The organism is Mesorhizobium sp. M0037 (assembly GCF_040323635.1).
Classification (GTDB): domain Bacteria; phylum Pseudomonadota; class Alphaproteobacteria; order Rhizobiales; family Rhizobiaceae; genus Mesorhizobium.
The window spans coordinates 16591-36860 of record NZ_JAMYVB010000019.1; the positions used below are offsets into that span (position 1 = coordinate 16591).

A 20270-nucleotide genomic window follows, 5' to 3' on the forward strand; every position below is an offset into this window, starting at 1 on the left:
CCCGATCGGCTACTTGATCAGCGGCAGCAGCGTTTCGGCCGTGATGCGCATCTGGTCGGTGTAGAATTTCTCCGTCAGCACGCTGGAGCCGTGATCCTGGATGAACTTCAGCTGTTCGGGAGAAATGTCGACCGGATTCCGGTCGACCATGTCGGGATAGGGCGCGGCGGGTGTGCGGTCGACGGGCGCGACGAATTCGTTGGTCAGCGCGCCGTCATAGCCGACTTCCTTCAGCGTCTGCACGATCCGTGGCCAATCGATCTGGCCAAGGCCGGCGGCAAAGCGGTTGTTGTCGGCGACGTGGAAGTCGAACAGCCGTTTGCCGACCTGACGGATCGCGTCATGGACGTTAAATTCTTCCATATGGATGTGATAGGCGTCGAGGCAGACGCCGCATTCGGGGCTGACCGCATCGGCCAGGGCCAACGCCTGCGCGCCGCGGTTGAACAGATAGGTCTCGAAGCGGTTGAGCGGCTCGACCGCGATCTTGACGCCGACCTTCTTGGCATGGGTGAAGCATTCGCGGGTGGCGTCGACCACCCACTTCCATTCCTCTTCCTCGGTGCCGTCCGGCACCACTTTGCCGACGGTCGCGGGCACCAGCGTTATGATCTCGCCATCAAGTTCGCTGACCATGGTCAGCACGTCCTTGACGTACTGCACCGAGCGTTCGCGCTGGCCCTGGTCCCTGGCGGCAAGGTTGCGTTCGCCCAGCATCAGCGTCACCGACCCCCAGCAGCGGATGCCGTATTCTTTCAGCAGCGCGCGGGTCTCCTTGGTCTTGTATTGCTCGGGCTCGCCGGAAATCTCGATCGACTCGTAGCCGAATTTCTTGATGCGCTTCAGCGTCACCTCCAACGGTTCCGCGCGCATCCAGTTGTGCGTCGAAAGATGCATGGTCTATCCTTCCCAGAATTCGTCTGTGCCAGTTCGCCTGCGACGCGCCCCACAAGGCGCGTCGCGTGTTTCCTCCCCAAGGCGCTCCAGCGTTTTTGCGCAACTGGTTCGACCAATTGGGCCCTAATGGAGGTCTACAGCAATTTTTGTCGCGCGGCAAGAACCGCCGCCATGCGATATCGACATCTGTGTACCGTATTGATTATGCTGGTATATATCGCCAAAAATGGAATGCCCTGGCAGCTTTGCGCGTGAGTCAAATGGCTTGACCCATTTTCGGTATTTGGTAATACCAGAATGCCGATACGAGAATGCACATCACGAGAGACCAAAGAGGCTGGCCCTGCTTTCATCAGACGCTATGCTTGGTCCTTGGAAAAATGAATTGGGAGGATGCCGATGCCGTCGACAATGAAGGGTCCGGGGCTGTTTCTGGCGCAGTTCGCGGGGGATACCGCGCCGTTCAATTCGCTGGCCTCGATCACCAAATGGGCGGCCGGTCTCGGTTACAAGGGCGTGCAGATCCCGACCTGGGATGCACGCCTGTTCGACCTCAAGAAGGCGGCATCTTCCAAGACCTATTGCGACGAGGTGAAAGGCATCTGCGCGGATGCCGGCGTCGAGATCACCGAACTGTCGACGCATCTTCAAGGGCAGCTGGTGGCGGTGCACCCGGCCTATGATGCCCAGTTCGACGGCTTTGCACCGCCTGCGGTGCACAACAACCCCAAGGCCAGGCAGAAATGGGCGGTCGAACAGATGGAGTTCGGCGCCAAGGCCTCGAAGAATCTTGGCCTGAAAGCCTCGGTGACGTTTTCCGGCGCCCTAGCTTTCCCGTACCTCTATCCCTGGCCACAGCGGCCGGCCGGGCTGATCGAGGAGGCCTTCGCCGAGCTCGGCACACGCTGGAAGCCGATCCTGGACGTCTATGACGAAAACGGCGTCGATGTCGGCTACGAGATCCATCCTGGCGAGGACATCTTCGACGGCGCAACCTTCGAGATGTTCCTAGATGCGGTTGGCGGTCACAAGCGCTGCAACATCAACTACGACCCGTCGCATTTCCTTTTGCAGCAGCTCGACTATCTCGAATTCATCGACATCTATCACGAGCGGATCAAGGCCTTCCATGCCAAGGATGCCGAGTTCAATCCGACGGGGCGGCAAGGCGTCTATTCCGGCTATCAGAGCTGGACCAATCGCGCGGGGCGATTCCGCTCGCTTGGCGACGGGCAGGTCGATTTCGGCGGCATCTTCTCCAAGCTTACCCAGTATGGCTACGATTCCTGGGCGGTGCTGGAGTGGGAGTGTTGCCTCAAGCATCCGGAGGACGGCGCGGCCGAAGGCGCGCCCTTCATCCAGCACCACATTATCCGGGTGACGGAAAAGGCCTTTGATGATTTCGCCGGCGGCACCACCGACAAGAAGATGCTGCGCGCCATGATGGGTATTTGACACAAGCAGGAGAAAGACATGGTCGGCGCATCGAAGTCGGAAGCGGGGCGCGGCCCGATCCGCTATGGTATGGTCGGCGGCGGCCAAGGCGCCTTCATCGGCGCGGTGCACCGGATCGCGGCGCGCATGGACAATGACTTCGTGCTGGTGGCCGGCGCCCTGTCGGCCAATCCCGAGCGCGCCAAGGCTTCCGCCGCCGAACTCGGTCTCGACCCGGCGCGCAGCTACGCCTCCTATGCCGAGATGGCCAAGGCCGAGGCCAAGCGCCCGGACGGCATCGAGGCGGTGGCGATCGTCACCCCCAACAATGTGCACGTGCCGGCGGCCAAGGTCTTCCTCGAGGCGGGCATCCACGTCATCTGCGACAAGCCGCTGGCGACGACTTTGGCCGAGGCCAAGAAGCTCGCGGCCGTGGTTGAAAAGACCGGCAAGGTGTTCGTGCTGACGCACAATTACACTGCCTATCCGATGATCCGGCAGGCGCGCGAGATGGTGGCCAAGGGGCAGCTTGGCGACATCCGCATCGTTCAGTCCGAGTACCCGCAGGACTGGCTGACCGAGGATCTTGCCGCCACCGGCCAGAAGCAGGCGGCGTGGCGCTCCGACCCCAAGCAGGCGGGCGCGGGCGGCGCGCTCGGCGACATCGGCACGCATGCCTACAATCTGGCGCGCTTCGTCTCGGGTCTGGAGCTCGATTCCCTGTCGGCCGATCTCGACGCTTTCGTGCCGGGGCGACTGCTCGACGACAATGTCAATGTCATGCTGCGCTTCAAGCCGGTCGGCAAGGTGCATCCGGCCAAGGGCATGATCTGGGCAAGCCAGGTGGCGCCCGGCCACGAGAACGGGCTGAAGCTGCGCATCTATGGCTCGAAAGGCGGGCTGGAATGGGTTCAGGCCGATCCGAACTATCTCTGGTACACGCCGTTCGGCCAGCCCAAGCAGCTGCTCACCCGCAACGGCGCCGGCGCGCTGCCAGTTGCGGGACGCGTCAGCCGCGTTCCGTCTGGCCATCCGGAAGGCTATCTCGAAGGCTTCGCCAACATCTACCAGGAGGCGGCGCGGGCGATCCGCGCGGCACGCAAGAAGGGCGGCAGACCGGGCAAGGACGTGGTGTTCCCGACCATCCAGGACGGCGTCGAAGGTATGGCGTTCATCGAGGCCTGCGTGAAGTCATCGAAGAAGAACGGGGCGTGGACGAAACTTTAGGGAACGCCGGCGCCAAGTCTCTTCTCCCTTCGGGGAGAAGGTGGCCGCGAAGCGGCCGAATGAGGGCGCATGGTGCGAGGTGCGAAAGAAACCAGCGCGCGCCGTCAAATGGGGAGGGGCTGTCGATGAAAATCGGCATGTGCATGTTTTTGTGGACGACTTCCGTGTCTAAGAAACACGAGCCGTTGCTGCGCGACATCAAGGCGACCGGCTTCGACGGCGTCGAGATACCGATCTTCTCAGGCACGCCAGAGGACTACAAGAAGCTTGGCGATTTGCTCGACCGCATCGGGTTGGAGCGCACGGCTGTTACGGCGATGGGCGACCCGGCGATGAATCTGATTTCGCCGGATGCCGCGACCCGCAAGGCCGGCATCGGCTACATGAAATGGGCGATCGATTGCGCCCAGGCGCTCGGCGCGAGTACGCTGAGCGGGCCGCTGCATTCGACGCTCGGCGCCTTCTCCGGCAGCGGGCCGACCGCTGCCGAGAAGAAGCGCTCGATCGCCTCGCAGCGCGCCATTGGCGATCATGCCGGCAAGCGGAACGTTACCATCGGGTTGGAGGCGCTCAACCGTTTCGAGTGCTATCTGCTGAACACGATGGCCGATCTGTCCGAGCACGTCGATGCCATCGACCGGCCGCACATGAAGGCGATGTACGACACCTTCCACGCCAATATCGAGGAAGCCGACCCGATCGGCGCCTATACGAAGCACCGCAGGAATGTCGTGCACATCCACATTTCGGAGAACGATCGCGGCGTGCCGGGACGCGGGAACATTCCGTGGAAAGAGACTTTCGCGGCCATCCGCAAGAGCGGCTATGACGACTGGCTGACGATCGAGGCGTTTGGCAGGTCGCTGAAGGATCTGGCGGCGGCGACCAAGGTGTGGCGGGATTTTTCCGAGACGCCGGAGGCAGTTTATCGCGAGGGATACAGGCATATCAGGGATGGGTGGAAGCGGGCGGCTTAGCCGCTCACTTCCCTCATCCACGGGCGCAGCGGACGCGGAGACTCGAGGACCCATGCCGCGACTGTCGCGCGCCGCAGCGGTGCAGGTAGGAGATGCGAATGGACGCCTCTTTTTGCACCGCTGGATTCTAGCGCAGACGTCACCGAATGAATCCTCGAGTCTGCGCCGCGTCGCTTCGCTCCTTGCTCCGCCCATGGATGAGGAAGCGACTGTCCTTTTCGCAAATCGCCGCGGTATGCGATCTGCCTTAACTCGGCACTTTCGCTCCACCAGATTTTTTCGGATGTCTTACCCCACCTCGATCACAGCCTTGATCAACCCCGATTTCTCATGCGCCCAGCGGGCGAGATCGTCCGGCGTGCCGGCCAGCGTGGTGCGGTGGGTGACGAGTTTTGCCAGAGGCACGGCGCCGTTGCGTATCGAGGCGGCGACGTGGTCGAAATCGACTTTCAGCGCGTTGCGGCTGCCGATCAATGTCATTTCGCGCTTGTGGAATTCCGGATCGGAAAAGACGATGTCATCCTTGACGACGCTGACCAGCACGAGCGTGCCGCCATGCGCGACATGGGCGAAGGCCGACTGCACCGAGGCGGTGTTGCCGGTGGCGTCGAAGACGACGTCGAACCCTTCGCCGCCGGTTGCCTCGCGCACCAGTTCGGCTGCCGCTTTTTGTGAACCGTCGAGCGTGGCCAAGCCGAGTTCGCCTTTTGCAAAATCCAGCCGCTCCGTGCTCATGTCGAGCAGGCTGACATCGAGCCCGGCGATGCGGGCAAACAGCGCTGCGCCAAGGCCGATCGGCCCGGCGCCGATGACCAACGTGCGGGCGCCTGGTTCGGCGCGGGCACGCCGCACGGCATGCGCGCCGATGGCGAGGAATTCCACGGCCGCCGCATCGGCCAGCGATAAGCCGTTTGCCGGATAAAGATTCCGTGCCGGCACCAGGATCTGCTCGGCCATGGCGCCGTCGCGATGTACGCCAAGCACTTCGATCCTGACGCAGCAATTCGGCTTGCCGTGCCGGCAGGCGATGCATTTTCCGCAAGCGAGATAGGGATTGATGATGACGGGCTCGCCCACGGCAAGGTCGACATCTTCGCCGATCTCGACGACGGTGCCCGACACTTCATGGCCCATGATGCGGGGATAGGCAAGGAACGGGTGCTTGCCTTCGAAGATGTGGTAGTCGGTGCCGCAGATGCCGACATGGCTGACGGCGACCAGCGCCCAGCCGGCAGGCGGCGCTCCTGGCGCCGGCCGGTCTTCCAGGACAAGCTCGCCGGGCGAGCGGCAGACAACAGCTTTCATTCGGCAATTCCAGTGTTCAAAAAGGCGCCGGTCCGTTGTTGAGCGGACCGACACGGAAGGTCAGGGAGGATTACTTGCCGCGACGGCGCAGCCCGTCGAAATAGACGATGATGATGATCAACGCGCCGGTGATGATGCGCTGCCAGAACGAGTTGACGTTGAGCAGATTGGCACCGTTGTTGATGGTGGCCAGGATGAAGGCGCCGAGCAGCGGGCCATGCACCGAGCCGACGGCGCCGAATAGCGAAGTGCCGCCGATCACCGATGAGGCGATCGCCTGCAACTCCCAACCTTCGGCCTGGGTCGGGTTGCCGATGCCGATGCGCGCCGCCAGCAGCACGCCGACGAAGGCCGCGCATAGGCCCGACAGCGTGTAGGCCATGTAGATGGTGCGCTGGACATTGACGCCCGAGAGGCGCGAGGCCTCGGCATTGGATCCCACAGAGAAGAGATAGCGGCCCCAGCGGCTGTGGTGCAGGAAGATGTAGGCCGGGATGCCGACCAGGATCACCATCCAGAACAGATTGGGGATGCCGACAAAGGAACTGCGCGAGAACGCGGTGAAGCTGTCGCTGTTGATGTTGATCGAGTTGCCGTTGGTCATCAACAGGCCGATGCCGCGCAACGAGGTCAGCGTCGCCAGCGTGATGATGAAGGGCGGCAGGCCCATCTTGACGATGCCGAAGCCATGGAACAGGCCGATGGCAACGCCGACCAGCAGCGTCACCAGAATGGCGACCCAGATCGGGAAGCCGGCATTGATCATCATGGCGACAATGACGGTGGCGAAGCCGACCACGGCGCCGACCGAGAGGTCGATGCCGCCGGTGATGATGACGAAGGTCTGGCCGACCGCCATGATGGCGATCATCGAGCCCTGCCGCAAAAGATTGGCGATGTTGTTGGAGGAGGCGAAGCTCGGCGTCGCCACCGACAGCACGATCCAGAGCAGAACCAGCAACGCCAGAAGCGTCAGCCCAAACAGGACGTTGTAGTTCCGTTTCGGTTTTTCGATCGCGATGGTTTCGATGCTCATGGTTCCTCCCGTTTCTTGTTTTGTCAGCCGATCGCCTGTGTCAGCACGTCTTCGTGGCTGGCGGCGCGAAAGCCATGGCTGGCGACCAGTTTGCCGCGCCGGAACACGTGCAGCGTATCGGCGAGTTCATAAACCTCGGGCAGATAGGACGAGATCAGGATGATGCCGGCGCCCTTGGACAACAGTTCCCCGAACAGGCGGTAAATCTCGGCCTTGGTGCCGACATCGACGCCGACGGTCGGCTCATCGAAGATGAACAGCTTGGCGCCGTGCGCCAGCCATTTGCCGATGACGATCTTCTGCTGGTTGCCGCCGGACAGGCTGGAGGCCAGTGCGCCGCGTGTCGGCGTCTTGATGCGGAGGCCGGCGATCTGGCGATCGGCTTCAGCCCTTTCCTTCGTGTTCGAAATCAGCACGTTGTTGGAGATGCGCTTGTAGATCGGCAGGTTGAGGTTGAGGCCGACCGGCAGGTTCAGGCACAGGCCCTGGTCGCGGCGGCTTTCCGGCGCCAGCGCCATGCCGAGCTTGATCGCGTCGTGCTCGGAATTGATCAGCACCGGTTTGCCTTGCCAGCGGATCTGGCCGGCCGACTTCTTGTGGCGGCCATAAAGCGTGGTGACAAACTCGCTGCGGCCGGCGCCGATCAGGCCATAGAGCCCGACGATCTCGCCGGCGCGCACCGTCATCGAGACGTCTTCGAAACCCTTGCCCGACAGGTTTTTCGCTTCAACGATCACGGCACCGGGGGTGAAATGCTCCTTGTGGTAGACTTGCTCGATCGAGCGGTTGATCATCATCTTGACCAGCTCGGCGTCATTGGTCTCGGCAATGTTGCGGGTGCCGACCAGCGTGCCGTCGCGCAGCACCGAGACGCGATCGGCGAGTTCGAACACCTCTTCCATGCGATGGCTGATGTAGATGATGGTGACGCCTTCGCCCTTGAGCCTGCGGATCAGCGTGAACAGCTGGTCAGCTTCCTTGCGGGTGAGATAGGCGGTCGGCTCGTCGAAAATCAGGAACTTGGTGCCGCGCACGGTGGCGCGGGCGGCGGCGATCAGCTGCTGCTGGCCGATGGTGAGGTCACCCAGCATGACATGCGCGGGCAGATCGAAGCCGAGACCGTCGATGATCTTCTGCGCTTCCTTGACCATGGCGCGCTGCTGCAGGATGCCGAAGCGCGAATTCTCCTCGCCGAGGAACATGTTGGCGGCGACGGTGAGATGGCGGCAGAGCACGACCTCCTGATGCACGGCGTTGATGCCGAGCGCCATCGCCTCGTGCGGGGTTGCCAGCGCTGCCGGCTTGCCCTCCCAGATGACATCGCCGGAAGTGCGCGGCATGACGCCGGTCAGAAGCTTGATCAGGGTGGATTTGCCGGCGCCGTTCTCGCCGACGATGGCGTGGATCTCACCTGCCTTGAAGGCAAGGTGAACGGGCTTCAACGCATGCGTGCCGGGATAGCGCTTTTCCAGTCCGTGCAGTTCGAGGATCGTCCTGCCGGGCGCTAGCGTTGGGGCCGGGTGCAGTTCCTGCGCCGTGGGCGTCATGACAATCCTCCCAGGTTGGCCTTACGGTTGGCACGTCGCGATGCAGTCAGCCACATCGCCGAGGTGATTCCAAGCCGGTGGATATTCAAGCTGGTATCCGGTGTTTCCGGGGCGCGAGGCCCCGGAAACGATTTTTGCCTGACGGGCTCAGAGCTTCGGGTTGAGCAGGGCGTCGATCTTGGGGTCTTTCATGTTTGCCTTGGTCACCAGGTTGGCGCCGGTGTCGACATTGGCCTCGACCTTCTCGCCCTTCGAGGCGGCGAGCGCGGTCTTGATGCCGTCATAGCCCATCCGGTACGGATCCTGGACGACGAGCGCGGAAATGACGCCGTCATTGAGGAACTTGATCAGCTTCTCGTCACTGTCGAAGCCGACCAGCGCCAGCTTGCCGCCAAGGTTGTTCTCGGCGACAGCCTGACCGACGCCCTGCGCCATGATCAGGTTGGACGCGAAGATGCCCTTGAGGTTCGGGTTGGCGGTGATCAGGTCGGTGGCGATGTTGAGACCGGTCGTTGCCTGGCCGTCGGCATATTTGTCCGCGACGAGCTTGAGCCCCGGATATTTCGCGGCCAGCTGCTCGGTGAAGCCCTGCTTGCGCTGCTCCAGCGAACCGGCGCCCGGCGCGTTGGTGATCAGGGCGACGTCGCCCTCGATCTTGCCGCCATTGGCTTCGCCGATGGCTGCCGCAAGACCGTCAGCGGCGACGCGTCCGCCCTGCACATTGTCGGTGGTCAGGAACGAGGTGAACGCCTTGGAGTCGGCGCCGGAGTCGATGCCGATGACCTTGACCTTGCTGGCCGCTTCATCGATCGGCTTGCCGAGCGCCTTGAATTCGGTCGGCGCGATGACGATCGCGGCCGGGTTGCCGGCGACGGCATTCTCGAGGATCGAAACCTGGCCGTTGACGTCGGTTTCAGCCTGGGCGCCGAGTTCGGGTACGTTGACGCCGAGATCCTTGCCGGCCTTGCGGGCGCCGGCCAGGACGATCTGCCAGTAGAAGGACGTGGTGTCCTTGACGATGATCGGAATGGTCACGTCCGCCGCCGAAGCCGGCGCCGTGTGCAGCGTGCCTGCAAGCATCGAGGCGGCAGCAAGTGCCACCAGGGAACGGCGGTTGAGAATGCTGGTCACGAATTTCATTAGGAATCCTCCCTAGATCGCCCGGTGAAGGTTGCGGAAGCTCCATTTGGATAGGCGCGGCCCAAACAGAACTTTATCAATAAAAAACAGTTGCCGCTTTTGATAGTGCATCGGTCCGGCCGACGCAAGCGGTGTTTCATATCGGCCTGCGCATGGCTCGGCGGGGAAACCTCCCTGCCGATCCTCAGTGCCACGTCCAGACGCTCCCGATCCTCCTTGATCATCATGGAATATTAATTCCAACGTCGAGTCAATATGGAATATTCATTCCTTCTTGAGGGTCGTGATCGTGGCGTTTCGTCAGCCGAGCTCCTGCACGATGGTGTAGGGAGCGTAGCGGGCGAATTCCGCTTGCGGCACCTGGACGTTGAACAGGTCGAGGTTGCGCGTGAGGTTGGCGGGCTTGGCCGTTCCGGTCAGCACGCTGGCCACGACAGGCTCCTGCAGCGGAAACTGCAATGCAGCCGCCGCCAGCGGATATCCGCCCTCATCAGCGATTCTCTCCATCGCGCCGACACGCTCGAGTATGTCCTGCGTCGCCGGCAGATAATCGAAATGCGCGCCGTGCACCGGCCCGGTCGTCAGGATGCCGGAGTTGAAGACGCCGCCGATGATGAGCGAAGTCTGTCGCTCACGACACAGCGGCAGCAACTCGGCTTCAGCCGAGCGGTCGAGCAGCGAATAGCGGCTGGCCAGCAGGATGCAGTCGAGCGGTGCTTCGCGCAGCACGTCGAGGCAGATCTGCACCTCGTTGACGCCGAGCCCATAGGCGGAAATTACACCCGACGTTTTAAGCTCGTCCAGCGCCTTCAAGCCGCCGTCCATCAGCTGGCGAAAGTGCAGCTTCGTCTTCTCGACGCCATGTGTGTAGGTGCCGATGTCGTGCACAAACAGGATGTCTATCCGGTTCAGCCCGAGTCGGGCATAGGAGAACTCGACCGAGCGCATGATGCCGTCATAGGAGTAGTCGTAGTCCAGCGCGAAGGGCAGCGGGTCGACATAGGAATGATCGGGAACCTGGTCTTCCGGCACCGGGCGGAACAGCCGTCCGACCTTGGTCGACAGCACATAGGAATCCCGCGGCTTGTAGCGCAGGAAATCGCCGGTCCGCCGTTCCGACAGGCCGAAGCCATAGAAGGGCGCGGTGTCGAAATAGCGCAGGCCGGCATCCCAGGCTGTCTGCAGCGTCTCCATCGCCGCTTCGCGCGGACAGGCACGGTAGAGCCCGCCGATCGCCGCCCCGCCGAAGCTTATCTCGGTGACCTCGAGCGCAGTCGTGCCGATGCGGCGTTTGTCCATCCACAGCCTCCCCTTGTGAGCCGTCTTTGCAGCCCGTTTTTTTCGTCGGTGGTTACAGCGTCGCGCCGAGGTGCCACGGCACGAACTCGTTGTCGCCGTAGCCGAACGCCTCGCTCTTGGTCTTGCGGCCCGATGCCGTCTCGACGATGAGTTCGAAGAGTTCCCGGCCCATGCCGGCGATGGTCTTCTCACCCGAAGCGATGACACCGCAATTGACGTCCATGTCCTCTTCCATCTGGTGGTACATGGTCGAGTTGGTGGCGACCTTGATCGACGGCGTCGGCCGGCAGCCGAAGCAGGAGCCGCGGCCGGTGGTGAAGACGATGATGTTGGCGCCGCCCGCCACCTGACCGGTCGCCGAGACCGGGTCGTAACCGGGCGTGTCCATGAACACCAGGCCACTGCCGGTGACCTTTTCGGCATAACCGAAGACGCCGTTGAGCGGAGTCTGGCCGCCCTTGGCGACGGCGCCCAGCGACTTTTCCAGAATGGTGGTCAGGCCGCCGCGTTTGTTGCCGGGCGAGGGGTTGTTGTCGATCGAAGCGCCGTGCTTGGCGACGTGGTCTTCCCACCATTTGACGAAACCGTCGAGCTTCTTGGCGATCTCCGGCGTTGCCGCGCGATAGGCGAGCAGATGTTCGGCGCCATAGATCTCCGTCGTCTCCGACAGGATGCCGATGCCGCCGACGCCGGCCAGGATGTCGACCGCCGCTCCCAGCGCGGGATTGGCGGTGATGCCCGACATGCCGTCGGAACCGCCGCATTGCAGGCCGACGACGATCTCCGAGACCGGGATCGGCTCGCGCTGATACTGGCCGACTTCCTCGGCGATTTCGGCGAGCACGCCCATCGCCTTTGCGACCGATTTGCGCGAACCGCCGGCGTCCTGAATATTGAAATGGCGTTTTCCCGCCGCCGCACCCTTCTGGCCGTAAAGGGTGAGCTGGTTGACCTCGCAGCCGAGGCCGACCATCAGCGCGCCGCCGAAATTCGGGTGGCGGGTGTAGCCGGCGAGCGTGCGGTGCAGCACCATCATGCCGTCGCCGGTGCCGCTCATGCCGCAGCCCTGGCCATGGACGATCGGGACGAAGCCGTCGATCCCCGGATATTTCGGCAACAGCACGCGGTTGGCCTCGTCGGCAATGGCGTGGCAGACGGTGGCCGAGCAATTGACGCTGGCGATGATGCCGATGAAGTTGCGCGTGCCGGCACGGCCATCCGCGCGACGATAGCCCATGAATCTCCGGGCGCGGTCAGCTTCGGTGGCGTGCTCCGCTTCGCTCGGCGGCACCACCGGCAGGCGGCCGGATTCAAAAACCAGATTGTGCGAATGGACGTGGTCGCCGGGCGCGATGTCCTGGGTGGCGCGGCCGATGGCCTGGGCATACTTGACCACCGCCTCGCCGGCGGCGATAGGCTTGATCGCCACCTTGTGGCCGGGCTCGATCAAGGCCGTGGCGACGACGCCGCCGGGCAGAGGGGTGCCGATCTCGATGCGGCCATTGGCGACCGCGACATTGTCGGCGGGGGACAGAAGAATGCTGTTCGAGGCGTTCACGGGCAGTTTCCTGGGTCTGTTCCTGGGATGCGCGGATTGACACGCGTCTGTTTACATATAATGTCTTTTATCGTGAAAAAACATTTGTGCGTCAATTGTTTTTTCAGGAGGAGACCATGCGTCCGATGGACGCTTGGCTTGTGGGGAGCGGCGTCTGACACGCAGAGCGTTTTGCTTTGCCGGGTGAGCGCCAGGACGTATGTGATATCGCGCTTCAAGCCAGCCACAGCAAGCGCCGGCGCGCAACGGGGCAGGGATGTCGAAGAGCAACAACGTCTACAAGGACGCTTACAATAGGGGTCTGCGGCTGCTCGATGAGACGCAGAGCCTGCCGTCGGAGCCGGAGCTGGGCACTTTGCTTGGCGTCAGCCGTACCACCGTGCGCACCATTCTGGCGCGCATGGAAGAGACCGGGCTGATCGCGTGGAACAAACGCAGCAAGACAGTGCTCAGGACGCCGAAGCCGGATGATTTCTTCCCCGAGGAGGAGACAGACACACTGGCCCAGATCATCGAGCGGTCGTTTATGCGCAGGTTGCTGGCCGGCGGTGCAGAGGCCGGCATGCAGATCAACGAGCTCGAACTGGCGCGCGAGATCGGCGTCGGCACCACCAGCGTGCGCGAGTTCCTGATCCGCTTCTCCCGCTTCGGCCTGATCGAGAAGCGGCGCAACAGCCACTGGGTGCTGAAAGGATTTACCCGTGCCTTTGCGCTCGAACTCACTGAAATCCGCGAGATGTTCGAGATACGCTCGGCGGCGGCCTTTGCCGCCTTGCCTGGGGATAGTCCGGTCTGGGCGGATCTCGACCGGCTGGAAGACGAGCACCGGCTTCTGGCAAGCGAAATCGCCACCCGCTTCAACGAATTCTCGGAGCTCGACGAGCGCTTCCACCGGCTGATCCACCGGGCGTCGCACAATCGCTTCATCGTCGACTTCTACGACGTCATCGCCATGATCTTTCACTACCACTACCAGTGGAACAAGGCGCAGGAGCGCGAGCGCAACGAAGTCGCGGTGAGCGAGCATCTCGCCTATATCACATCGCTCAAATCGCGCGATCTCGGCAAGGTCGACGCCGCCTGCCGCAAGCATCTGAAGTCGGCGCGCCACACGCTGTTGACGTCGATTCCGGAAATCGGCGGCCGCCCGGCTTCCTGACTGCGACGTCCGAAGGGAGGTTATGCGCACAAGGTCCTATGCATGCCCTTATCCCAAAACCGCTGCGCACTTTTGGGCGACAAGCATCGAACGCGCCGCGTTGCCGCAGCTATGGTTTGGCGATTTTCCGCCGGCATGCCGCGTGCTAGATATCCAAGCGTTGCTGCGTGAAGAGGCAGGTCTTTGAACTTCCGGCGTAAGAGATGGAGCATGACGGCCGCCTTTGTCGCGGCCTGTGTGCTGCTGCTCCAGTCGACGCTCGGCGTGTTTGCTTTCGGCATTGCGCCGGACGCCTCGCAACTCGACGCTTTCGGCAACGTCATCTGTACACATGAGGGGGCGGTCCAGTTTCCCGGCGGGGATCCGCACCAGCCGCACATGCCGGCATGCTGCATGCTCGGCTGCAGCATGGCCTCCGTCGCCTATGCGCCGCCGGTAGGCGTCGGCGTGGCGCCGGTGAGCCTGTCTTTTGAAACAGTCGCGTTTCTCCCGCCGGCAGTCAGGCATCACGACGTCACGCGTGAGCGCTCTCCGGCCAATCCGCGCGCCCCGCCGCTTGCCGGCTGAAAAACCGCCGCTCGCTTGGCGTAACCCGCGCGGGCGATAATCATCCAATGATAAACACGTTCGCAGCCTAACAACGGTGCGACTTCATATTCATGGAGGCTACCCATGTCCCGTTTTCGTCATGCCGGCGCGTTGCGCTGCAGCACCCCTATCTTCACCACTATCGAGCAGCGTCTCGGCAGCGCCCTCTTTGCCTTTGCACTGTTGTTCGCCGGCGCCCATTCCGTCCTTGCGCATGAGTTCAAGGCCGGTGACATCGAGATCGAGCATCCCTGGTCCCGTGCCACGCCAGCCGGCGCCAAGGTCGCCGGCGGCTATTTCACCATCGTCAACAAGGGCAGCGCGCCGGACCGGCTGCTGTCGATTGCCTCCGACATTTCGGGCAAGGCCGAACTGCATGAAATGGGAGTCAAAGACGGCGTCATGACCATGCGCCCGGTCAGTGGCGGCCTGGACATTCCGGCGGGCGGCAAGATCACGCTGGGTCCCGGCGCCTACCACGTGATGTTCATGGATTTGAAGCAGCCCCCTAAAGAAGGCCAGATGTTTGCCGCTACGCTGACTTTCGAGAGGGCCGGAACCGTGACCGTCGAGTTTGCCGTGCAAGCCATAGGCAGCGCGCCACCCCTGGAAGACAACGACTGACCAATTATTGCCAATCAATTTTTTCGAGAGGGACCCATCATGAACAAGCATCTTTTGCAGGCCGCTGCATTCCTCGTCCTGGGGACAAGTGCCGCCTTTGCCCATATCACGCTCGAAACAAAGGAGGCTGCGGTCGGTTCGACCTACAAGGCCGTGCTGCGCGTGCCGCATGGCTGCGACGGCAAGGCGACGATTGCCGTGCGCGTGCAGATCCCGGAAGGGGTGATCGGGGTGAAGCCGATGCCCAAGCCCGGCTGGACGCTGCAGGTCAAGAAAGGCAAGTACGAGAAATCCTACCAGCTCTATGGCGAGGCGGTGACCTCGGGCGTCAAGGAAGTCGACTGGAGCGGCGGCAGCCTGCCGGATGAATTTTATGACGAGTTCGTCTTCCGCGGCACGTTGGCCGCCGATCTGCCGGCCGGGCAAGAACTCTATTTTCCGGTGGTGCAGGAATGCGATGGCGCCACCACGCGTTGGATAGAGATTCCGGCGGCTGGTCAGGATGAGGATGCGCTGGAAGATCCGGCGCCCGGCCTCAACCTGCTGCCGAAGAAATGATGCATTGGCGGCGCGCTGCTTCGAAGCGGCTCGCCACTGTTTTGGTGGATGGCATGAACGTGGCCTGTTTCCAGCGGATAGAATGGACAGCCGGCAGGTGCTTCAGCTTGCTGGCCGCGATCCTGCTGCTTGCCGTCCTTGCCACGCCAAACCAGGCCTTTGCCCATGCGGCGCTGATCAAGGCCGAGCCTGCCGACGGCGCGGTTCTGGAGCGAGCGCCGACGCAATTTTCGCTGACCTTCAGCGAGCCTGTGTCGCCGCTGGTGCTGACCTTGGTGCGGCCCGACGGTACGCCTGTCGCTTTGACCTCGTTTCGGTTGAGCGACCAAACGGTTGAGATCGACAATCCACAAAAGCTCGGGCCGGGCACCCATGTCTTGAGCTGGCGGGTGATTTCCGCCGATGGCCATCCGGTCGGCGGCTCGGTGCTGTTTTCCGTTGGCGCGCCAAGTGCGGCGCCGGCGGTGGGGGAAGCTGTCGATATAGATTTGCGGTCAGCGATCTGGACCGGCAAGGTTCTTCTCTACATCGGGCTTTTCCTCGGCATTGGCGGCGCCTTCGCGCTGACATGGCTGGCGCAAGGCCAGCGCTCAGGCCAGCGCTTCGTCATTGCCGCCATCCTGTGCGGGCTGGTCGCAGCACCCCTGTCGCTCGGGTTCCAGGGGCTGGACGCGCTGGGCGCGCCACTCGCCCGGCTGGCGCAACCGGTGGTCTGGCGGACGGCGCTTGGCACCAGCTTCGGCTGGACGGTGCTGATTTCGCTGGCGGCGCTCGGGCTTGGCCTGCTGTCGTTGGTCGGATCGCGTGCTGGCGCCAGGCCGTTGGCGCTCGCCGGGCTGGCCGGTGTGGGTGCAGCCCTTGCCGCCAGCGGCCATGCCAGTGCAGCCGAACCGCAATGGCTGACGCGGCCTATGGTGTTCCTGCATGGCGCCGGCATCGCTTTCTGGGCTGGAGCATTGCTGCCGCTCGGCTTGGCGTTGAGCAGCCAATCGGTGGAAGCCGGGGCGTTCCTGCGGCGGTTTTCGCGCGCGATCATGCCCGTGGTGGTAGTGCTTGCCGCCGCCGGTGTGGTGCTCGCCATCATCCAGGTGCAGACACCGGCGGCACTGGTCAACACCGCCTATGGCCGGCTGCTGCTGATCAAGCTGGCGCTGCTGGTGTTTCTGTTCACGCTGGCGGCGGTCAATCGATGGCGGCTCACCGCCTTGGCCGAGGCCGGAGCGACGGAAGTTCGGCGACGGCTTAGCCGCTCGATCTCAGTCGAAATGCTGATCGTGCTCCTGATCTTCGGCGTTGCCGCCGGCTGGCGCTTCACGCCGCCGCCACGGGCGCTGGCAATCGCCGCGGCACAACCGACGTCGACCCATATCCACACTATGAAGGCGATGGCCGACATCGACATCACGCCCGGCCATACCGGAGAGGTCGCCGCCTCCATCGTCATCATGGATGGCGATTTCGGCCCGCTCGACGCCAAGGAAGTGACGCTGGTGCTGTCCAAGCCCGATTCGGGCATCGAGCTGATCAAGCGTCCGGCGACCAAGCCAGGCGACGGCACCTGGCGGGTCGATAATATCGTCATTCCGATTCCAGGCCGCTGGACGGCGCGGCTCGATATTCTGGTTTCGGATTTCGAAGTGATAAAGATCGAAGCGCCGATCGATATCCGCGCCGAGTGATATTCAGCCCGCCCGCGAAGGACGCTCAGCCGAGTTCCTGGGCTAACCCGATGAGATGCCCTTCCGGCCCGCGGATGTAGCAGAGCCGATACACGTCCTCGTAACGGACGACTTCACCGACCAGCTGCGCGCCACGCTTGCGGAGCCTTTCAAGCGTGTCGTCGATGTCGTCCACGGTAAACATGACGCGCAGGTAGCCCAAGGCATTGACCGGGGCGTTGCGGTGATCGGCAACGACAGGCGGCGTGAGGAAGCGGGAGAGCTCGAGCCGGCTATGACCGTCCGGTGTGCGCATCATGGCAATCTCGACGTGCTGATCGCCGAGCCCGGTGACACGTCCGGCCCACTCGCCTTCGATCGTCGCCCGCCCTTCCAGTTCGAGGCCGAGCTCGCGAAAGAAAGCAACCGTCTCGTCGAGGTCCTCGACGACGATTCCGACATTGTCCATCCGTTTGACTGCCATATGTCAAACCTATCGCTATATGTTCGATCGGCAAGGCGTCGCCTGGTCACCAATGGACCCTTCCTGACTCGGTCTGACACAACGCCGACGCAACACAATTCGGCGAGGCGGTTGACGTGGCCCGAAAGGCCCGTCAATCATCTCGCCGAAAAATGGGCATCCCGAAAAACGCGGCCTCAACAAAATCCGGAAGCAGGGAAGAAACGATGGAAAAAGCCGAAATCGGCCTGATCGGCCTTGGCACAATGGGCTCCAACCTGGCGCTCAACATTGCCGAGCACGGGCACCGCATCGCCGTCTTCAACCGCACCAAGGCACGCACTGATGCCTTCCTCGAAGGCGCCGGTTCGCTCAGGGACATGGTGGTGCCCTGCTACAGCCTGGAAGAACTGGCAGCCGCGATCAAGCCGCCTCGCCCGGTCATCATCATGGTGCTGGCCGGCAAGCCGGTCGACGAGCAGATCGAAGCGCTGCGCGGCGTGCTGTCGGCCAACGACATCGTCATCGATGCCGGCAACGCCAATTTCCGCGATACGATGCGGCGCTTTTCGGAACTGTCGGGCTCGGGTCTCACCTTCATCGGCATGGGCGTATCCGGCGGCGAGGAAGGCGCGCGCCACGGGCCGTCGATCATGGTCGGCGGCACCGAAGACTCCTGGAAGCGCGTTGAACGCGTCCTGACCGCGATCTCGGCCAAGTTCAAGGATGAACCGTGCGCTGCCTGGCTTGGCACAGACGGCGCCGGGCATTTCGTCAAAACCATCCACAACGGCATCGAATATGCCGACATGCAGATGATCGCCGAGATCTACGGCATCCTGCGTGACGGTCTCGGGATGGGGCCGAAGGAGATCGGCAAGGTCTTCGAGGACTGGAACAAGGGCCGGCTCGATTCGTATCTGATCGAGATCACCGCCAAGGTGCTGGCCGCGGACGATGCAAAGACCGGCAAGCCGGTGGTCGACATCATCCTTGACCGTGCCGGCCAGAAGGGCACCGGCAAATGGTCTGTCATCGAGGCGCAGCAGCTCGGCATTCCGGCGACGGCGATCGAGGCGGCGGTGGCGGCCCGCGTGCTGTCCTCGATCAAGGATGAGCGGCAGGCGGCCGAAAAAGCCTATGGCAATATCGGCGTCACCAAGATCTCTGGCGACAAGGCGGCACTTCTGAAAGACCTGGAGCTGGCGCTGCTCGCCGGCAAGATCGCCGCCTATGCACAAGGTTTCGCGGTGATGAGCGCCGCCTCGAAGGAGTTCAACTGGAACTTGCCGATGCCGACCATCGCCAAGATCTGGCGTGCCGGCTGTATTATCCGCTCGCAGATGCTCGACACCATGGCGGAAGCCTTCGGCTCGGGCGGCGCGTCCACCAACCTTTTGATGGCGCCGGCTTTCACCACCATGATGCAGGAGGCGCATCCGTCGCTTAGGCGCACCGTTGCCAAGGCATCAGAAGCAGGCTCGCCGGTGCCTGCACTGGCGTCGGCACTTGCCTATTTCGACAGCTACCGCCAGGGCCGCGGCACCTCGAACCTGATCCAGGCGCAGCGCGATTTCTTCGGCGCGCATGGCTTCGAGCGCATCGGCGAGCAGGGGGCTTTCCATGGCCCATGGGGCAGCGGCGCTGCCGGCTAGGGTCAGGTGAGGCGGCCTCTCAGGTCGTGCCAGTCAGCCCTGATACGCGACGACGTCGCCTGGCTTGACCACAGTCTGCAAAGAGCCAGGTGCCGCGCCGCCTATCCAGCCCAGCACGGCGCGGGCAAGCTCGGTGCCGGCGAGGCGGAAGTCTTCGTTGACGATCAGCAACTCCCGGCGGAACAGATGCAGCAGTTCCGACGATTGCTTGGACACGACATCGACGTCGCGGCCGAGTTTCAGGCCGGCATCCTCGATGCCGGCGACAATGGCCAGCGTCGCTGCGGCGGCGCTGCTGACGAAACCGTCCGGCCTGACGTCGCGGCGCATCAACTGCGCGGTCCGCGTCCTGATCTGATCGATCGACTGGTCGATCGAAACGGCGTTGAACGGCACTTCGCTGGCGTCGACCTCGCTCAGTGCGTCGGCAAAGCCATTGACCGTGTGGTCGTAATAGGTGAGCCCGACCGGCGGCGCTACCAGCGCCAGCCGGCGCCGGCCGACGCCGGCCAGATGGCGCACCGCTTCGGCGGCGAAGGCGTAATTGTCGAAGTCGTGATAGGGGTGGACAAGCCCCATGTCGGTGCGGCCATGCGTGGCAAAGGGTATGCCGCGCTCCAGCATGTAGCGGGCGCGCGGATCGTTGGGCTGCGTGCGTGAGATGATGACGCCATCGGCCGAGCCGGACTCGACCAGATACTTTACCGGGTCCAGCGGATCCTGCGAGCGCGAGTAGGGCGTGACGATCAGGTGATAGGGTGTGTCGGCAATGACCTCCGAGACGCCGTAGATGATGTCCGAGACAAAGCTCATGATCTCGCGCTCGGTATTGAGCACGAGGCTGATAACATTGGTCTTGCCGGTCCGCAGGCGCACGCCGGCGCGGTTCGGCCGGTAGCCGATCTGCCTCGCGACGAGTTGAACCCGCCGCCTGGTCTCGGCGCCGATCTCGGGTGCATCCTTGAGCGCGCGCGAGACGGTGGTGACGCCGAGCCCGGTCATGAAGGCAAGCGTCTTCAGCGTCGGCCGCTCATGCGCCGACGCCTCGTCGTCCTTGTCCGTCTGGTCCCTGTCCATTCGTCCCGCCCCGTCAGGCGCATAGCAGCCGCCGGACCAGCCGACAATCGCTTCGATGACGATGTGGC

General features: G+C 63.1%; 18 protein-coding genes. 9 read left to right on the forward strand and 9 right to left on the reverse strand.

The features are described from left to right. Positions 1 to 9: 9 nt before the first annotated feature. Positions 10 to 897, reverse strand: a complete 888-nt coding sequence (locus NKJ78_RS24605) for a sugar phosphate isomerase/epimerase family protein (protein ID WP_023669836.1) — start codon at positions 895 to 897, stop codon at positions 10 to 12. Positions 898 to 1296: 399 nt separating this feature from the next. Between NKJ78_RS24605 and NKJ78_RS24610 the strand changes: the two genes are divergently transcribed. The 3 genes from NKJ78_RS24610 to NKJ78_RS24620 all read left to right on the forward strand — a co-directional run bounded on the left by NKJ78_RS24610 (position 1297) and on the right by NKJ78_RS24620 (position 4535). Then, a complete protein-coding gene (locus tag NKJ78_RS24610) occupies positions 1297 to 2352 on the forward strand; it encodes a sugar phosphate isomerase/epimerase family protein (protein ID WP_023726430.1) in 1056 nt (351 codons plus the stop codon). Between the two features lie 18 nt (positions 2353 to 2370). Continuing rightward, complete coding sequence (locus tag NKJ78_RS24615; protein WP_023737512.1) at positions 2371 to 3558, forward strand: Gfo/Idh/MocA family protein; 1188 nt, start codon at positions 2371 to 2373, stop codon at positions 3556 to 3558. A 125-nt stretch (positions 3559 to 3683) separates the two neighbouring features. Continuing rightward, complete coding sequence (locus NKJ78_RS24620) at positions 3684 to 4535, forward strand: sugar phosphate isomerase/epimerase family protein (protein ID WP_352461017.1); 852 nt, start codon at positions 3684 to 3686, stop codon at positions 4533 to 4535. Positions 4536 to 4823: 288 nt separating this feature from the next. Here the strand turns inward: NKJ78_RS24620 and NKJ78_RS24625 are convergent, their stop codons facing one another. From NKJ78_RS24625 to NKJ78_RS24650, 6 genes are all read right to left on the reverse strand, one after another. Continuing rightward, entirely contained in the window at positions 4824 to 5840 is a 1017-nt protein-coding gene (locus NKJ78_RS24625; RefSeq protein ID WP_023737514.1) for a zinc-binding alcohol dehydrogenase family protein, read from the reverse strand. Between the two features lie 70 nt (positions 5841 to 5910). Beyond that, positions 5911 to 6876 (reverse strand): ABC transporter permease, encoded by a 966-nt coding sequence (locus tag NKJ78_RS24630; protein ID WP_023692012.1) that lies wholly within the window; start codon positions 6874 to 6876, stop codon positions 5911 to 5913. Between the two features lie 23 nt (positions 6877 to 6899). Further along, a complete protein-coding gene (locus NKJ78_RS24635; RefSeq protein WP_031253184.1) occupies positions 6900 to 8423 on the reverse strand; it encodes a sugar ABC transporter ATP-binding protein in 1524 nt (507 codons plus the stop codon). 147 nt (positions 8424 to 8570) lie between these two features. After that, complete coding sequence (locus tag NKJ78_RS24640; RefSeq protein ID WP_023728566.1) at positions 8571 to 9563, reverse strand: ABC transporter substrate-binding protein; 993 nt, start codon at positions 9561 to 9563, stop codon at positions 8571 to 8573. Positions 9564 to 9863: 300 nt separating this feature from the next. Further along, positions 9864 to 10862 (reverse strand): aldo/keto reductase, encoded by a 999-nt coding sequence (locus NKJ78_RS24645; RefSeq protein ID WP_352461016.1) that lies wholly within the window; start codon positions 10860 to 10862, stop codon positions 9864 to 9866. A 52-nt stretch (positions 10863 to 10914) separates the two neighbouring features. Continuing rightward, entirely contained in the window at positions 10915 to 12420 is a 1506-nt protein-coding gene (locus tag NKJ78_RS24650) for a UxaA family hydrolase (protein ID WP_352461015.1), read from the reverse strand. Between the two features lie 256 nt (positions 12421 to 12676). On the opposite strand from NKJ78_RS24650, the gene NKJ78_RS24655 reads away from it, so the two are divergent. The 5 genes from NKJ78_RS24655 (at position 12677) to NKJ78_RS24675 (ending at position 17028) form a co-directional block, all read left to right on the forward strand. Beyond that, positions 12677 to 13579, forward strand: a complete 903-nt coding sequence (locus NKJ78_RS24655) for a GntR family transcriptional regulator (protein ID WP_023819623.1) — start codon at positions 12677 to 12679, stop codon at positions 13577 to 13579. 210 nt (positions 13580 to 13789) lie between these two features. After that, positions 13790 to 14146: a DUF2946 family protein gene (locus NKJ78_RS24660; RefSeq protein WP_352461014.1), complete on the forward strand. Its 357-nt coding sequence runs from the start codon at positions 13790 to 13792 to the stop codon at positions 14144 to 14146. A 105-nt stretch (positions 14147 to 14251) separates the two neighbouring features. Further along, entirely contained in the window at positions 14252 to 14791 is a 540-nt protein-coding gene (locus NKJ78_RS24665) for a copper chaperone PCu(A)C (protein WP_031193807.1), read from the forward strand. Positions 14792 to 14830: 39 nt separating this feature from the next. Continuing rightward, a complete protein-coding gene (locus tag NKJ78_RS24670) occupies positions 14831 to 15349 on the forward strand; it encodes a YcnI family copper-binding membrane protein (RefSeq protein WP_352461013.1) in 519 nt (172 codons plus the stop codon). A gap of 53 nt (positions 15350 to 15402) precedes the next feature. Next, positions 15403 to 17028 carry a copper resistance CopC/CopD family protein gene (locus NKJ78_RS24675; RefSeq protein WP_352461012.1) on the forward strand — a complete coding sequence of 542 codons (1626 nt, stop codon included), beginning with the start codon at positions 15403 to 15405 and terminating at the stop codon, positions 17026 to 17028. A gap of 25 nt (positions 17029 to 17053) precedes the next feature. On the opposite strand, the gene NKJ78_RS24680 is transcribed toward NKJ78_RS24675, so the two are convergent. After that, positions 17054 to 17491, reverse strand: coding sequence for a VOC family protein (locus NKJ78_RS24680; RefSeq protein WP_023733615.1), 438 nt, complete (start codon positions 17489 to 17491; stop codon positions 17054 to 17056). Between the two features lie 206 nt (positions 17492 to 17697). Here NKJ78_RS24680 and gnd point away from each other — a divergent pair, with 206 nt between their 5' ends. After that, positions 17698 to 19125, forward strand: a complete 1428-nt coding sequence (gene gnd, locus NKJ78_RS24685; protein WP_023737520.1) for an NADP-dependent phosphogluconate dehydrogenase — start codon at positions 17698 to 17700, stop codon at positions 19123 to 19125. Positions 19126 to 19158: 33 nt separating this feature from the next. Here the strand turns inward: gnd and NKJ78_RS24690 are convergent, their stop codons facing one another. Next, positions 19159 to 20202, reverse strand: coding sequence for a LacI family transcriptional regulator (locus NKJ78_RS24690; RefSeq protein WP_023824641.1), 1044 nt, complete (start codon positions 20200 to 20202; stop codon positions 19159 to 19161). Positions 20203 to 20270: the final 68 nt, after the last annotated feature.

What these genes read in the sequence shown, in the direction of transcription:
- NKJ78_RS24605 (WP_023669836.1), bottom strand. Translation starts at nt 897, where the DNA reads ATGCATCTTTCGACGCACAACTGGATGCGCGCGGAACCGTTGGAGGTG.
- NKJ78_RS24610 (WP_023726430.1), top strand. Translation starts at nt 1,297, where the DNA reads ATGCCGTCGACAATGAAGGGTCCGGGGCTGTTTCTGGCGCAGTTCGCG.
- NKJ78_RS24615 (WP_023737512.1), top strand. Translation starts at nt 2,371, where the DNA reads ATGGTCGGCGCATCGAAGTCGGAAGCGGGGCGCGGCCCGATCCGCTAT.
- NKJ78_RS24620 (WP_352461017.1), top strand. Translation starts at nt 3,684, where the DNA reads ATGAAAATCGGCATGTGCATGTTTTTGTGGACGACTTCCGTGTCTAAG.
- NKJ78_RS24625 (WP_023737514.1), bottom strand. Translation starts at nt 5,840, where the DNA reads ATGAAAGCTGTTGTCTGCCGCTCGCCCGGCGAGCTTGTCCTGGAAGAC.
- NKJ78_RS24630 (WP_023692012.1), bottom strand. Translation starts at nt 6,876, where the DNA reads ATGAGCATCGAAACCATCGCGATCGAAAAACCGAAACGGAACTACAAC.
- NKJ78_RS24635 (WP_031253184.1), bottom strand. Translation starts at nt 8,423, where the DNA reads ATGACGCCCACGGCGCAGGAACTGCACCCGGCCCCAACGCTAGCGCCC.
- NKJ78_RS24640 (WP_023728566.1), bottom strand. Translation starts at nt 9,563, where the DNA reads ATGAAATTCGTGACCAGCATTCTCAACCGCCGTTCCCTGGTGGCACTT.
- NKJ78_RS24645 (WP_352461016.1), bottom strand. Translation starts at nt 10,862, where the DNA reads ATGGACAAACGCCGCATCGGCACGACTGCGCTCGAGGTCACCGAGATA.
- NKJ78_RS24655 (WP_023819623.1), top strand. Translation starts at nt 12,677, where the DNA reads ATGTCGAAGAGCAACAACGTCTACAAGGACGCTTACAATAGGGGTCTG.
- NKJ78_RS24660 (WP_352461014.1), top strand. Translation starts at nt 13,790, where the DNA reads ATGACGGCCGCCTTTGTCGCGGCCTGTGTGCTGCTGCTCCAGTCGACG.
- NKJ78_RS24665 (WP_031193807.1), top strand. Translation starts at nt 14,252, where the DNA reads ATGTCCCGTTTTCGTCATGCCGGCGCGTTGCGCTGCAGCACCCCTATC.
- NKJ78_RS24670 (WP_352461013.1), top strand. Translation starts at nt 14,831, where the DNA reads ATGAACAAGCATCTTTTGCAGGCCGCTGCATTCCTCGTCCTGGGGACA.
- NKJ78_RS24675 (WP_352461012.1), top strand. Translation starts at nt 15,403, where the DNA reads ATGAACGTGGCCTGTTTCCAGCGGATAGAATGGACAGCCGGCAGGTGC.
- NKJ78_RS24680 (WP_023733615.1), bottom strand. Translation starts at nt 17,491, where the DNA reads ATGGCAGTCAAACGGATGGACAATGTCGGAATCGTCGTCGAGGACCTC.
- gnd (WP_023737520.1), top strand. Translation starts at nt 17,698, where the DNA reads ATGGAAAAAGCCGAAATCGGCCTGATCGGCCTTGGCACAATGGGCTCC.
- NKJ78_RS24690 (WP_023824641.1), bottom strand. Translation starts at nt 20,202, where the DNA reads ATGGACAGGGACCAGACGGACAAGGACGACGAGGCGTCGGCGCATGAG.